Origin of the sequence: Flavobacterium seoulense (assembly GCF_000695795.1) — a bacterium.
Lineage (GTDB): Bacteria > Bacteroidota > Bacteroidia > Flavobacteriales > Flavobacteriaceae > Flavobacterium > Flavobacterium seoulense.
The window spans coordinates 102,722-117,703 of record NZ_JNCA01000021.1 but is presented as its reverse complement, the minus strand read 5'-3'; the positions used below and the strand labels follow the sequence as shown (position 1 = coordinate 117,703).

At 32.2% G+C, this 14,982-nt stretch carries 13 protein-coding genes; 3 read left to right on the top strand and 10 right to left on the bottom strand.

Annotated elements, in window-relative coordinates:
- Positions 1-23 precede the first annotated feature (23 nt).
- Positions 24-1,292: a hypothetical protein gene (locus FEM21_RS11570; RefSeq protein WP_035660544.1), complete on the top strand. Its 1,269-nt coding sequence runs from the start codon at positions 24-26 to the stop codon at positions 1,290-1,292.
- Between the two features lie 188 nt (positions 1,293-1,480).
- Positions 1,481-2,320, top strand: coding sequence for an alpha/beta fold hydrolase (locus FEM21_RS11565; protein WP_035660543.1), 840 nt, complete (start codon positions 1,481-1,483; stop codon positions 2,318-2,320).
- A gap of 74 nt (positions 2,321-2,394) precedes the next feature.
- On the opposite strand, the gene FEM21_RS11560 is transcribed toward FEM21_RS11565, so the two are convergent.
- The 5 genes from FEM21_RS11560 to nhaA all read right to left on the bottom strand — a co-directional run bounded on the left by FEM21_RS11560 (position 2,395) and on the right by nhaA (position 8,391).
- Positions 2,395-2,802, bottom strand: coding sequence for a VOC family protein (locus FEM21_RS11560; RefSeq protein ID WP_035660541.1), 408 nt, complete (start codon positions 2,800-2,802; stop codon positions 2,395-2,397).
- 102 nt (positions 2,803-2,904) lie between these two features.
- Positions 2,905-4,269, bottom strand: a complete 1,365-nt coding sequence (hemN, locus tag FEM21_RS11555) for an oxygen-independent coproporphyrinogen III oxidase (RefSeq protein WP_035660585.1) — start codon at positions 4,267-4,269, stop codon at positions 2,905-2,907.
- 243 nt (positions 4,270-4,512) lie between these two features.
- The gene (locus FEM21_RS11550; RefSeq protein ID WP_035660540.1) at positions 4,513-6,477 is read right to left on the bottom strand and encodes a DUF349 domain-containing protein; all 1,965 of its coding nucleotides are present in this window, start codon (positions 6,475-6,477) and stop codon (positions 4,513-4,515) included.
- 149 nt (positions 6,478-6,626) lie between these two features.
- A complete protein-coding gene (locus tag FEM21_RS11545) occupies positions 6,627-7,235 on the bottom strand; it encodes an alpha-ketoglutarate-dependent dioxygenase AlkB family protein (protein WP_035660539.1) in 609 nt (202 codons plus the stop codon).
- Entirely contained in the window at positions 7,222-8,391 is a 1,170-nt protein-coding gene (nhaA, locus tag FEM21_RS11540; RefSeq protein ID WP_035660538.1) for a Na+/H+ antiporter NhaA, read from the bottom strand. The genes FEM21_RS11545 and nhaA overlap by 14 nt, the downstream gene beginning before the upstream one ends.
- A 172-nt stretch (positions 8,392-8,563) precedes the next feature.
- On the opposite strand from nhaA, the gene yaaA reads away from it, so the two are divergent.
- Positions 8,564-9,322: a peroxide stress protein YaaA gene (gene yaaA / locus FEM21_RS11535; RefSeq protein ID WP_035660536.1), complete on the top strand. Its 759-nt coding sequence runs from the start codon at positions 8,564-8,566 to the stop codon at positions 9,320-9,322.
- A 134-nt stretch (positions 9,323-9,456) separates the two neighbouring features.
- Here yaaA and FEM21_RS11530 read toward each other — a convergent pair whose 3' ends face one another.
- The 5 genes from FEM21_RS11530 to FEM21_RS11510 form a co-directional block, all read right to left on the bottom strand.
- Complete coding sequence (locus FEM21_RS11530; RefSeq protein ID WP_035660535.1) at positions 9,457-11,037, bottom strand: MDR family MFS transporter; 1,581 nt, start codon at positions 11,035-11,037, stop codon at positions 9,457-9,459.
- A gap of 1 nt (position 11,038) precedes the next feature.
- Positions 11,039-12,118: an HlyD family secretion protein gene (locus FEM21_RS11525; protein WP_035660534.1), complete on the bottom strand. Its 1,080-nt coding sequence runs from the start codon at positions 12,116-12,118 to the stop codon at positions 11,039-11,041.
- 12 nt (positions 12,119-12,130) lie between these two features.
- On the bottom strand, positions 12,131-13,468 hold the full coding sequence (locus FEM21_RS11520) for a TolC family protein (protein ID WP_035660533.1): 1,338 nt from the start codon (positions 13,466-13,468) through the stop codon (positions 12,131-12,133).
- Positions 13,458-14,084: a TetR/AcrR family transcriptional regulator gene (locus tag FEM21_RS11515; RefSeq protein WP_035660532.1), complete on the bottom strand. Its 627-nt coding sequence runs from the start codon at positions 14,082-14,084 to the stop codon at positions 13,458-13,460. The genes FEM21_RS11520 and FEM21_RS11515 overlap by 11 nt, the downstream gene beginning before the upstream one ends.
- A gap of 212 nt (positions 14,085-14,296) precedes the next feature.
- Positions 14,297-14,977 (bottom strand): 2'-5' RNA ligase family protein, encoded by a 681-nt coding sequence (locus FEM21_RS11510; protein ID WP_035660531.1) that lies wholly within the window; start codon positions 14,975-14,977, stop codon positions 14,297-14,299.
- Between the last annotated feature and the right edge of the window lie 5 nt (positions 14,978-14,982).

Below are 14,982 nucleotides of genomic sequence, written 5' to 3'. Positions count from 1 at the left end.
AAATCAATAATAATTTAATAACTATGAAAAGAAGCAATTCACTTCGTTCAATACTTGCAGGAGTAGCTGCTTGTATGTTTTTATTTTCTTGCAGCAGCAATAATGATAACAATAATGATGATAATGGTAATGTAGATGAAACTTTACCAAAAAATGAAACCTGGATTATTTATAATGGCGCAGCTGACTGGAGCGGTGGTATTTATGCATTAAAAGATAATAAATCAAGAGAAATTAACCTTTCGGGTTTACCATTTCTACAAGTAAAATCTTCTTTAGGAGGGATGTCGTTAGATAAAATACTTTACAAAGTAAATGATGTTTCAAATGCAAAGCAGGGAATTAATAAAATGGGAATTGATGCTACAGGTAAAGTAGTAGATCAGGGTTTTTTACCATCGCTTTCTAATGAGTATTTGACAAACTATTTAGTAGCAAGTGCAACAGAAGGTTACTACTGGGATAAAACAAGAGGTGGACTGAAATTACAAACGTTTAATCCAACTACAATGGAGAGAACAGGTGAGATTGATTTTTCTTCACTTTCAGAAGGACAGCCTTTAGAATCAATAGGACAATTAATTATTGCAAAAAGAGACAACAAATTATACCTTGATTTATTATTAGGTAATAAAACAAATTCGAGAGATTGGCAGGTAGCTCCATATATTAAAGAAGTAGCTATTGCAGTTTATGATTTGACTACAAAGAAAATTGAAAATGTAACTAAAATGGGTGGCACAACTAATTTAGGTGTATTTATTGACCACGTTTTATGGAGTTTAGATGCAGTTACCGGAGATTTATATTTTGCAACTGTAGGAGATATGAAAACGCAGCCATCTGATTATTCTTCAAAAATTCTTAGAATCAAAAAAGGCGAAGTTAACTTTGATACTACATTTGCATTGGAAATGAAGTCTTACCAATGGCCAGCTGAGTTCAATAGACTTTTTGCTTACAACAATAAAATTTACACTACCATTCCATCAAGAGCGGTTTCTTACTACAACGGCGGACAACACGGAGTGAAATATAGAGACGATGTTTGGTTCTGGAATGAGATTGATGCTAATACTAAAAAAGCAACTCGTTTAAATATGCCACCAGATAATTTCTACACAACACAAAATCCATTTTTCCATAATGGAGAAATCTATTTCTTGTCTAATAGTACTACTGATGGTTTCTCTGGAGTTATGCAATATAACCCAACTACAAAAGTGACTAAAGAAACTTTCCGTTTAAAAGAAAGTGGAAGAATTCAGGGATTCAATATTATTAAAGACTAATTATAGTCAAACATAAAAAAACAAAGCCTGCTTGTCTAAGAGATAAGCAGGTTTTTTTATGGCTTTTTTTCAATATTTAAATGCGAATTATGTAGTTATTATCATAAATCCTGTAAGCTATTGTATCAATAAAAATGATATTTTTAGTATTCGAATGTAAAACAAATTCAATTTAAAATAAATTAAAGATGGAAATAGAAAACACTCAGGGTTACAACTTATCAATCGAAGTAAATGATTTGAATTTATCGTATGATGATATTGGTGAAGGTAATTTTCCAATTATCTTTTTGCATGGTTATCCATTCAATAAAGAAATGTGGCAGGAGCAGCTTCAGTTTTTTAAAACATCACACAGGGTTATTGCTTTGGATATTCGGGGATTCGGAAAATCAACAGATGAAGAATCGGCTTTAAGTATCGATTTATTTACAGAAGATGTATTGGCGTTTATGGACGAATTAGACATTGATAAAGCAATTATTTGTGGATTATCAATGGGCGGATATATTGCTCTCAACGCACAGCATAGATTCCCTAATCGATTTGAAGCATTGATTTTAGCCGATACGCAGTGCATTGCTGATACACCCGAAGCAAAGCAAAAACGTTATAAAACGATTGATGAAATCGAAGCGAATGGTGTAGCTGATTTTAATGACGGATTTATTAAAAATGTCTTTCATAAAGATTCATTAACCAATAAAAAAGAAGTGGTAGAAGAATTGCGAAGTGTTGTTTATTCGAATTCAAAACACATTATTCAAAAAGGCTTAGTTGCACTTGCTGAGCGTCCGGAAACTTGTTCTTTTTTAGATAAAATAAATATTCCAACATTGATTATTTGTGGAAGAGAAGATGCTGTTACACCACTTGCTCAATCGGAATTTATGCATGATAAAATAAAAGGATCAGTTCTTAAGGTTATAGAAAATGCCGGTCACGTATCTAATTTAGAACATCCTGCGGAATTCAACAAGCACATTTCAGATTTCCTGACAATTATTATTAAAAAATTACATGAGTAGCCATTTACGTTTTAGAAAAAAAACCTCGTTTAATTATTTAAACGAGGTTGAAAATATAATCTGTTTATTAGAATTTATTCTGTTGGCATTTTTGACATATCCATATAGAAAACTTCCCAGGTATGTCCGTCAAAATCTTCAATAGTTCGCTGTTGCATAAAGCCATAATCTCTCATTTCATTAGGTTCAGTTCCACCGACATTCAAACCATTATTTACAATATTGTTTACTTCGTCAATACTGTCAGTCGATAATGAAAAAAGTCCGGCAATATTTGTTTTAGTATCAGCAATTGGTTTATTTGTAAAGTTTAAGAACTTTTCGTGAGTCAAAAGCATTACATAAATAGTGTCACTCCATAGCATGCATTTTGCAGTATCATCGGAGAATTGCGGATTATTTGTAAAACCTAATGCAGTATAAAAATCCATAGATTTTTGTAAATCGGTAACTGCTAAATTGATGAAAACTTGTTTTGCCATTTTTTTATGATTTTAGGTTTAAATTTTGTTTTTAGCTTCTGGAATAAAATAACTCAAAAATGAGATTTATAAAGATAAACAAAATTTCAACTTAATAATTATTTATATAGTCATAGAAAATAAAGCTGTTTCAGGAGCTTTTCGTTTTAAATGTAAATCGAATGCCATACAAACATTACGTACGTAAGGTTTTCCTTTATCCGTTACCTGAATTCCATTTTCTTTAATAACTAGAATTTTATCGTTTTCCATTTCCTGCAATTGTTTTACAACTTCGGGAAGTTCTTTGAAATAAGTTGTGGTTTCATCCCAATAAGTTTCAAATTGGCACATTAAATTCAGAATATGTTTTCTAATAATTAAATCTTCATAGGTTAATAAATGCCCTCTGGAAATAGGTAATTTATCCCATTCTAAAATTTGGTAATAATCATCAATATTTTTCTCATTTTGCGCAAAGCTATACCAGCTGTCACTAATTGATGAAACACCTAAACCAATCATCAATTTAGTTTTAGAAGAACTGTAACCCATAAAATTCCGATGCAATTCACCGTTTTGAAACGATTGATACAAGCTATCTGTAGGCAATGCAAAATGATCCATTCCTATTTCGTGATAGCCATTTTTTAGTAATAATTCTTTTCCCACTTGGTACAAAATTCTTTTTTCAGTGTCTTTAGGAATATCTTCGTCTTTAAAACCGCGCTGTCCATTGCCTTTTATCCAGGGCACATGAGCGTAGCTGTAAAAAGCCAATCGGTCAGGCTGGAGTGATTTTGTTTTTTCGATAGTATCTACGACATCTTCAATTTTTTGAAATGGTAAACCAAAAATAATATCGTGACTAATAGAAGTATAGCCAATTTCTCTTGCCCAAAAAGTAACTTTGGCAACATTATGAAAAGGCTGCTCGCGATGAATAGCTTTTTGCACTTTTTCAGAATAATCCTGAACGCCAAAACTCACTCTCCTAAAACCTAATTCGTAAAGTTTTTGCAAATGAGCATAAGTTGTATTGTTAGGGTGTCCTTCAAAACTAAATTCGTAATCAGCTGCTTTCACCGCATAAGCAAAAATACCATTGATTAAATCTTCTAAATTTTTTGTCGAAAAAAAAGTAGGAGTTCCACCACCAAGATGGATTTCTTTGATAACAGGTTTTTCATCGAATAGCTTGCTGTACAAATGCCATTCTTTTAAAACCGCCTGAATATAAGGAGATTCTACATTGTGATTTTTTGTAATTCGCTTGTTACAGCCACAAAAAGTACATAAACTTTCACAAAAAGGAAGATGAATGTAAAGACTAATTCCTTCTTCAGAATTACTTTCTATAAACGATTTTTTAAAAGATGAAATCCAGTTCTTATATGAAAAATCAGCTTCATTCCAGTACGGAACTGTGGGATAACTGGTATATCTGGGACCGGGAACATTGTATTTTTGAATTAAAGAATTTATCATGATAGCTCTTTTTAATAATTCAAAATTACTTTGATTTGGAACCAATTAAAATGACAATTATCATACTTGTGAAAGAAGGAGGTTAGAAGTTAGAGGTGGGAAGTTGGGAGAAGTAAGTAGTCAAACATTTTGTAAAAAAAAAACAGCGATTCTCAATTTGAAAATCGCTGTTTTTTTATCTAGTTTTTGGTGTCAGTTTTTTTTAACTTCTAACTTCCCACCTCTAACTTCTAACTTTTCCGGTTACTCTTGATTCAGGTTTCTAAGTTGTTTTAGTTTTTCTTTCCAGGTATCTAAACTTTCTTTGTGAATAGCAATGTTTTTGCGCACTTCTAATACAATTGAATTTTCTTTTTTAGCATTTTTAGTATTAGTAAAAAACTGAATGTTATTCTCTAATTGGAAAATTTCGTTTTGAAGATCTTCAATTTTTCGAATAATAAAAATCTTTTCGTTTTCAATTTTTCTATTATCGCCGCCTTCTGAAAGATTTTCGATTTTGTTAGTAAAGCGCATCATATCAGAATCTTTTTTACTCAAACTTAATTTGTCAAAAAGAGCGTCTAATATTTTATTGAATTTACCTTCGATATGTCTTCGGGTAAAAGGAACTTTTCCAAAGCTTTTCCAGTTTTCAATATGCTGTTTTATAGCATCCAGATCGGTTTTGTGTTCTCCAACTAATTGAAATTCTTTAATGCTTTCTAAATAAGCTTTCTTTTTATCGAAAGCCTCCATTTCTTCGGCATTACTTTCTGATTTTTGCTCTTTTAAACGATCAAAATAATGATTGCAGGCCGCTTTAAAATCAGACCAGACCTTATCAGAATATTTTCTTGGAACATGACCTATTTTTTTCCAATCTTCCTGAATTTGCTTCATGATTGGTGTAGTTGCAGCAAAATCGTTACTTTCTTTCAGCTCATTTGCTTTGGCAACTAAGGCATTTTTCTTGTTTAAATTTTCGTTTTGTTCTTTCTTGATGTCTTTGTAAAAAGAATTCTTGAAAGTATTAAAATTTCTAACCGCATTTTTAAACGCTGCCCAGGTCGCTTCGTTTACATCGGAAGGAACTTTTCCTGTTGAGAAAAACGATTCTCTCAAGGCTTCTACTTTTTCTATTTGAATCAGCCATTGCGAATGAGCATTTACTTTAATTGTAGCTAATTCTTCAATTTGAGCAATAATAGCATTCTTTTTTTCCAGATTTTCCTGTTCTGTTCCTCTTATTTTTTCGAATAAAATTTCACGTTTATCGTGCATTTTTTTTGTCAAATCACTAAACTGATTCCAGATATCATCACGAAATTCTCTTGAAACAGGACCTATTTCTTCTTTCCAGATACGGTGTAAATCCTGTAATTCTCTAAAAGCTTTATTGATATCCTGCTCCTGAAGCAATTCTTCAACACGCGCAATTATTTTTTGTTTTTGCTCTAAATTGTGTTTGAAATCTAAGTCTCTCGCTTCACGATCCAGGTGCAAATAATCGTAGAAATTTTCAACATGAAAATGATAATTGTTCCAAACGTGGTTGTATTTGTCTTTAGGAATAGCTCCTGCATTGTTCCAACGCTCTCTTAATTCGTTGAAGTGTTTTAACGTATCCTTAATGTTTTCATTAGGATTAATCAACTCTTTTAGTTCTTCAACAATTGCCAGTCTTGTTTCTAAATTGTTTTTTAAGTTGTTTTGTAAACTCTTAAAATGAGTGTTTTTATTGTCTTTGTATAAAGTATAAACCTGATCAAATTTTGATTTTAAAGGAAAATGATATTGAAATTCTTCGGTGCTTTCTGGATTTTCAGCATGGAATTCTTCTTTTTTCTCTTCGATAAAATGATTGTATTTAGACAAAAAAGCTTTTTTAATTTCTTCGACATGATCTTTTATAGACATGACTTTTTCATTCGAAACTAATTTTTGCAATTCATTGACTAATACTTCCATCGATAAAGTATCATAATCCAGCATCGGAATTTCATGACGTTCTTTTAAAGTTTCGTCTTCATTTTCTTCTGCGTTTGACGCTTCAATTTCATTTAAAGCTTGTTGCTTTTTAGAAATTACGGCATTTTCAACTGACTGATTTTCGGCTTGGTTGGTATCCGTTTCAGTGTTTGTTTTAGCTTGATTATCATTGGCTAAATTTCCTCCATCTGCCTCGCTAGTTGGTTGCGACAGGTTATCATTCGTTTCTTCTAACATTTTTTTAAATGTTTAAGGGTTCTGTTAAATTGGTTAAATCGATTTGGGAAAGATACTAAAGGTCTGTTGAAAATCAAAATAATTCCTTTATTTATTAGTTTTTAAAGGAAAAACGATTACCGTTTTTAAAAATGTAGAAAGCAAAAAAACTATTTAACAATAGTTCTAAAAGTAAGGTTAATTCTGGGTTTGAATATTTTTTTAGTAGGAGGAAGGCGGTGTAGCCAATTTGTTTGTGTTTCGTCTTTCATCACTAAAAGGCTTCCGTTTTCAAGGATTAAAGAAACGGTTTCTTTGGTCGTTTTATGTTTGAAAGCAAATTTTCTTTCGGCACCAAAGCTGAGTGAAGCAATTGCTCCGTTTTTTTTCAAATCTTTTTCGGCATCGCTGTGCCAGGCCATTCCTTCGTTGCCATCATGATATAAATTGAGTAGGCAGGAATTGTAAGTTTCGCCTGTTTTTTCTTCTACTAATGCTTTTAATTGCTGTAATTCCAGAGTCCACAACAGTGCTTCTTTAGTAATTTTCGAATAACTGTATTTAAAATTAGTTTCGCCGTACCAGGCTACTTTTCGTTTAGTAGTAATAAGTTGCCCAAAGATTATGGCCTCATCATTTTTCCATTCTATACTTTCTAACAAGCGATTATAAAAGTGCTGTGCCTGAGAATTATCCATGATTTTTCCATAGTACAATACTGTCCCGTCTTTTGGTAAAAGATTGGTATTTTCGTCAGAAGTTGTACTAAATAGATCCATCGTTAGGTTTTAAATTTTGTTTTAAAAATAAAAAGCCTGTACAGCCAGCAACTAATGAAGATATTAAAATAATAAATTTAGCATTGTTTATAATATGGTGGTCATCAAAAGCGAGTAAGGTTACAAATATAGACATCGTGAAACCAATTCCTCCCAGAAAACCAACGCTTATTATAGTTTTCCAATTTAAGTCATTGGGAAGTTTACATAAACCAATTGAGACGGCTATAAAACTAAATAGTGCTATACCTAAAGGCTTTCCAATAATCAGCCCCAGCATAATTCCTATACTATAATTCAAACTTAAGGAATCAATAATATCTGAACCTAAAACAATGGCAGTATTAGCCAAAGCAAAAACAGGAAGTATAATAAAGGCTACGGGTTTGTGCAGATAATGTTGTAGTTTGTACGAAATTGTTTTTTTACTTCCGTCGCCAAAAGGGATTACAAAAGCCAATAAAACACCTGTGATCGTTGCATGAATTCCTGAGTTTAGCATAAAATACCACATGATTATACCGCCAATAATATATGGAGTAAACTTATGCACTTTCATTCGGTTTAAAACAAATAGAAATAATAAGATTCCAAGAGCTATTGCAAGATTTCCCCAAAAAATAGTATTAGTGTAAAAAATAGCAATTACTAAAATAGCTCCTAAGTCATCAATGACAGCTAGTGCAGTTAAGAAAATTTTTAAAGATAATGGTACTCTGTTTCCTAATAAAGATAAAACACCTAAGGCAAAAGCGATATCAGTCGCCATAGGAATTCCGGCACCAGAATGTGTTATTGTTCCATAATTGAACAGTAGATAAAGCCCTGCGGGAACAAACATTCCGCCTAATGCGCCAAAAATAGGCAAAAGCGCTTCTTTTATATTTGATAATTCCCCAAGGTAGATTTCTCTCTCTAATTCCAGCCCAATAAGTAAAAAGAAAATAGTCATTAAACCATCATTAATCCAATATTCAAAACTTTCGTTAGCTATTTTGATATGCCAAATATGAAGATATTGCTCGGAAAAAAACGAGTTAGCAAGAAACAAAGAGATGATTGTACAAGCAATTAAAACCAATCCGCTGGATTTTTCATTTTCGAAAAAATCTTTGAATAAATCTGATTTGTAAAGGCGCTGAATAGTATTTTTCATTTATGGGAATAATTTAGACTGGCTTTTTGAAATTAAAATGAAGCAGTTAAATACAAAAATAGCGAAATAAAAAAATACCATAATTTTTTTGGTGATTTATTCAATGGTTTAAGTTTTATTCTGTTTTCAATTAGTATTTTTGAATTGAAAAAAAAAATGCCAAAAGTACTTTATGAAAATAGTAATATCTCCTGCCAAATCACTGAATTATGAGAAAGAATTGCCTACGACGCAATTTACTCAGCCTAAATTTTTAAAAGAATCCAGACAAGTTCATAAAGTACTCAAGCAACAATCGCCTAAAGATTTAGCTGAATTAATGCATATTTCAGATAAGTTAGCCGATTTAAACTGGCAGCGTAATAAAGAATGGAAAACGCCTTTTACGCCCGAAAATGCCCGTCCTGCGGTTTATACTTTTGACGGTGATGTTTATACTGGTTTAGATGCTTACACAATTCCGGTTGAAAAATTAGATGTGCTTCAGGATAAATTAAGAATTTTATCTGGTTTGTACGGAATTCTCCATCCATTAGATTTAATGCAGGCTTACCGACTGGAAATGGGAACAAAATTGCCTATTGATGACAAAAAAAATCTATATGATTTTTGGAAAACAACTTTAACGAATGCATTGAATAAAGAATTAAAAAAAGAGGAATTGTTTATCAATTTAGCAAGTAACGAATATTTCTCGGCAATTGATGCTAAAGCTTTAAAAGTTCCTGTAATCACTCCGGATTTCAAGGATTATAAAGATGGGAAACTAAAAATGATTAGTTTTTTTGCTAAAAAAGCCCGCGGAATGATGGTTCGTTATATTATTGATACTAATGCCGAAACCATTGATGATTTAAAAGGATTTAATTATGAAGGTTATCAGTTTGATGCTAATTTATCCAAAGGAAATCATTTGGTTTTTACGAGGTAATTTTTTTAAATTTTGGCTGGACAGATAAGGAAATAGAAAAGATCATATAAGAAAAAATGCCCTCTCGTTCTGAAAAACGAAAGGGCATTTTTAGTAATCTGAAATCTGTATTCTAAATTCTGAAATCTAAAATTTTAATGCATTGCATCGGCAGGATTGATTTTATTGTTTCCTTTTTTAATTAATAAAATAAAAGGAATACAGCATAAAAATAATAATCCCAAATACAGGAAAATATCCATATAAGCTAATACCGTACTTTGTTTCATTACTGAAAAATCAAGCACTTCATAAGCTTTTTTCAAAGATTCGTTAATCGAATAACCTTTAGCCATAAAACCTTGCTGTAACTGCTGAAGACGTTGTTGTACTTCTAATTTACTGCCATCTAAATTAGCTACTAGATTCACACGATGTGTTTGCGTTAATCGGGTAATAAATGTGGTTATAATGGCAATACCAAAAGAACCTCCTAATTGTCGCATCATTCCGGTAAAGGCTGCACCTTCGCCAATATTTTTTCCTTTTAATGTAGAAAGTGACAAAGTCGTAATAGGTACAAATAAAAGTCCTAATCCAATTCCTCTCAAAATTAAAGGCCAGTACATATGTTCGACACCAGTATCGGGTGTCATATTAAAATACATCAGTAAAGTAAAAATAAAGAACACAAAGAAACCTACAGCTACCATATAGCCTTGCGGAACTCCTTTTTGAATCATTTTGCCCACAAATGGCATCATAATAGCCGTTGTGATCGACCCCGGAATTAACAGTAAACCAGCATCGGTGGCAGTCCAGCCCAAAATGGATTGGGTATAGATAGGAATGATTAAGGTTGAACCGTACAATCCGAATCCCATGATAAAACTCATTACGGTTCCAATTCTTAAATTCCCGTCTTTTAGTACACTTAAATTCACAATCGGGTATTTGTACACTAATTGTCTCCAGATAAAGAGTATTAATCCAAATAATGAAACAATACTTAGTGTTACAATTAGATGATCATTAAACCAATCGTCCTGTTGTCCGTGTTCTAAAACAAATTGTAAGGAACCAATGAAAGTGGCTAAGAGGATAATTCCGTACCAATCCACCTGATTCGATTTTAATTTTTCACCATATTTCGGACTTCTAACAAACGTAAGTGTTAAAAGTGTAGCAATAATTCCCAGTGGAATATTGATATAAAAAATATAAGGCCATGAAAAATTATCTACTAAATAACCTCCTAAAGGAGGACCAAGAGTAGGACCTACAATTACACCCATTCCGTAAATAGCCTGCGCCATTCCTCGTTTTGCAATAGGGTAACTTTCGGTAATGATGGTTTGTGCTGTTACCAGCAAAGCGCCACCTCCAAGACCCTGAACAAATCGAAAGGCTACCAGTTCCCATATATTCGTTGCATTTCCACACAAAAAAGAAGCTACTGTAAATATTACAATCGAAACAGCAAAATAATTACGTCTTCCAAATTGTTGCGAAAGCCAACTCGTCATAGGGATTACAATAACGTTTGCAATAGCATAGGCAGTAATTACCCAGGCAACATCCGTTAGTGTAGCTCCAAGGCTTCCTCGCATATTGGTCAAAGCCACATTGACAATAGTGGTATCTACAATTTCGAGCAGTGCACAAAGTACTGCCGTTATTGTTATGATAACTCTTCTAAAGCCATATTCTACTAAATCGTCGTCAGCTATTACCATTTTATTTTATATGTACATCTACGTCTACATTCATTCCCGGACGTAATAATTTTACTTTTTCAATATCATTAGTCGTATCGATACTGATTTTTACAGGCAAACGTTGAATTGTTTTCACAAAGTTTCCAGTTGCATTATCAGGAGGCAAAATCGAAAAACGAGATCCTGTAGCAGGAGAAAATGAAGTTACCGTTCCTGAAAATTCATAATCAGGATAAGCATCTACTTTCAAAGCTACTTTTTGGCCAGCAACCATTTTGTTCAATTGCGTTTCTTTAAAGTTCGCAATTACCCAGGCTTCGTTGTTGTTGATAATGTAAAACAAAGATTGTCCCGGCTGTACTAATTGTCCTGGCTGAATATCAATTTTAGAAACCTGACCATCAATCGCTGCTGTAATTACGGTGTAACTTAAGTTCAGTTTAGCCGATTCTAATAAAGCCTGAGCTCTTTTAATATTGGCTGCAGCCACATCAGTTTCTTTATTTGAAACAACTGATTTTGCCTGAACTACCGATTTTTGAAAAGCACTTGCTTTTTCTTGTTGTTGTAAAATACGTACCTGATTTTCAGCTTCTTGTTTTGCTGCTAAAGCTTGCTCGTATTGTTGTTTTGTAATTGTATGATTAGCATATAAATTACTGTAACGGTTGAAATCATTCGTTGCCAAACCTAATTTGATTTTAGCATTTTGAATATTTCCACCTGCCGATTGTACATTAGCTTCCGATACTGAAATATTAGCCAGAATACTTCCAATATCTGCTTTTGATACTTCAAAATTTCCTTCGGCTGCCGCCAATGCTGCTGTAGCTTCGTCAATTTTTAACTGATAATCTTTTTGATCAATGGTAAACAAAGTATCTCCTTTTTTTACATAATCATTGTCTTTAATATACACTTTGCTCACATATCCCGAAACTCTTGGAATAATTGGATTCATGTATTTCTCCACTTGTGCATCATCAGTACCTTCGTGAGATAATGAATGAATGTATTTGTAAGAACCATACACAACGCCTAATAGGATTAATGAACCTATTATAACGATAAATTTTTTATTTGTTTTTTTCTTTTCCATTTTAGGTAACTATTATATTTTAGTAAGGTTGAAAGTTTGGTTTAATTGTCCGGTTACTGAAAGTAAACTGTAATATTTTTGAGTAACATTGGCTTTAGCCACGGCATCATTAATTTTTGAACTTAATTGTTCGACATCGGCTTCTAACAAGTCATTTGTATCAGCAAGACCATTGTCGTATTTGTCTTTTAAGATTCGGTAATTTTCAGTAGCTTGAACAACAGCTTCATTGTAAACTACTTTTTGTTTTACTGCTAAATCATAATCTTCGATGGCTTTTTGCACCTGAACTTTAATATGATCAGTAAGCATCATTTGTGAAGTTTGTACTTCTTCAGCATGACTTTTGGCTACTTTTACTTCGGTTCCGTTTTTTAAAATTCCGCTTAGATTATAAGAGATTCCCACCCCAAAATTCATTGCGTTTTGTACCGTGACCACATTTTTTAAATCTAAAGTAGTATAACCTCCAATAAGTGATAACGAAGGATAATAACCGCTTCTAGCTACTTTAATGTTAGCCAGACTTGCTTTTTCCTGAAAACGAAGTGCTTCTAAATCTTTACGGTTTTCTAATGCCGGATTTTCATCAACAGGAATGTTATTGGGTTCAAAATTGTAAAAATCACTTTCCGAAACTGCTATTTTTGTGTCAGGATTTAGCTTTAGCAAATTATTCAATTCATAGTTGATAACATTCAAATCACTCTTTGCCTGATCTAAAGACAATTGTACTTTAGATAATTGTAATTGTGTTTTTAGTAAATCATTTTTAGGAACAATTTCGTTTTTTTCTAATTCCGTAAAATCTTTTACACGTTGTTCAGCGCTTTTGTAATTTTCGTTCAGTAAATCAACCGTTTTTTGAGCTTTGTATAAAGCGACATAATAATTGATTACTTTCATCGCTGTTTCTTCTTTCGTTTGCAAAGCATTAGCTGTTTCTGCCTGATACAAATTGTCTGAAACTTTAATACTATTTTTTAGTTTAAAACCTGAGAAAATAGGCAGAGTAGCATTAATTTGTCCCAATACTAATTGATTTACCTTGGGTGTTTTTGACTCTGATTCATTGTTTTCACTACTGTTATTGATTTTCATATCAACATTAGCATTTGTCAATCGTTGGTATTGCGCCGAGGCTTTCAAATCAGGATAACGGTTATTTTTGACCGATTGTAGTTCGTATTTTTTAGTAGTTACTTTGGCATTTGCCAAATTCACTTCGTTGCTCTTTTCCCAAGCCAGATGAATGGCTTCGTCAAGAGTCAGACTCCTTTTTTCCTGTGCTTCAACGGATGTTATTCCTAGAAATAATACCCCAAAGAGGATTAAATAATTAGCTTTCATAAATGAGAAGTGCTTTGATTGTTTGTTGAATGTGAGTTTTAAGTTTTGTTTGAATATAATTTTCGAATGCTTCGTCAGTTTCCAGCGCCAAAAGCTTTTTGAAATACGGCTTATTCATGCTAAAGTGAAAAAAGGTCCCCAGAATAGTAGGCGATATTAACGGAATGATAATATCTTTTCTAAAAATTCCTTTTTGCTGTCCTTCGTGAATAATAGTTTCTAAGGATTTTAAATTTCGATCTCTTAATTGATTCAAAATTTTTAATTTATCTTCCTCTTCTTCTGATGAAAATTCAAAATGTAAAATTCTGTAAATTCCTTTATTACATCGAATACGGTTAATATACAATTCGATTAGTTTGTCAATCTTTTCAATAGGATCTAATTCTTCATGCGAAAGATTTTCTATTTGAATTTTTAGGTCAGAAGTACGATACAGAATTAGAGCTTCTAATAGTTTTTCTTTCGAACCAAAATAATAGGAAACCATTGCCACATTAATTTCGGCTGCTTTTGCAATTGTTCTAATCGAAGTTCTCTCGAATCCATTCTCGGCAAATAGCGTTTCGGCTATTAAGAGAATTTGAATTTGCTTTTCGTTAAAATCAGTTTTCAATTGGATTTGTTTTTAATTACAGTACAAAATTAAACAAGTGTTTAATTTAAACAGCTGTTTAATTTTTATTTAACGTAATATTAACAAAACGAAATGATTCTGTTTTTTGATTTTTTTAGTTGTAAAGTATTGTTTTTGTTGACTTAATAAGTGCTTCTGCTAATAAAATTATATTCAGAAGCAAAAAATGAATCTAAAAAATAACTTCATTTTTAGATTTTAAATTGCTGTAAAATTTGCGTTTTTTCTTTTCTTTGGTACCAGTCATTGAAGACTAATTCGAGTTGGTTAACTTCAAATTTTCCAAAATCGTGATTGCGGAATTTTTCTAAAACTGAAATCAATTTTGTGGTATTAGCAAGAGGTTTTCTAAATCGGCAAACGCTGGTATGTGCCGTAAATAAGGTGTAACGATTATCGATACTTTGTTGCAGATTTGTTTTTCTAAATGCTTCTCGAAGTGAATTTCGAAAAGTATTTAAACTATCATTCGATGGAAATCCCTGAATCATAATTGTCGAATTGGAAGCTGTAATTCCGCTGAACTCAATTTCTAAATTATTCAAAATGGCCATATTTTCCTTGATAACAGCTATGTATTGTTCAGGATTGATTTGGTTTAAGGAAAAACCATCATGACAGGAAATAATTGATAAAACGGTAATATGAATATCTGAATTAGGATAATAATATTGCGAAGGCTCTAATTCTTTGAGTTCATTTAAAAACGATTGCATCTTATTTTTTATAGCTTCGGAAGGTCGAATGAGCAGCGTAATTCCGAAACGATGATCTGATTTACTATCAATTTCAAAATCAATAACATAATTATTTGTCGAAATAGCCTGTTTCGAATCAGAGAATAATTGGTTGTAATGAGATGCTAAATCCATAATAA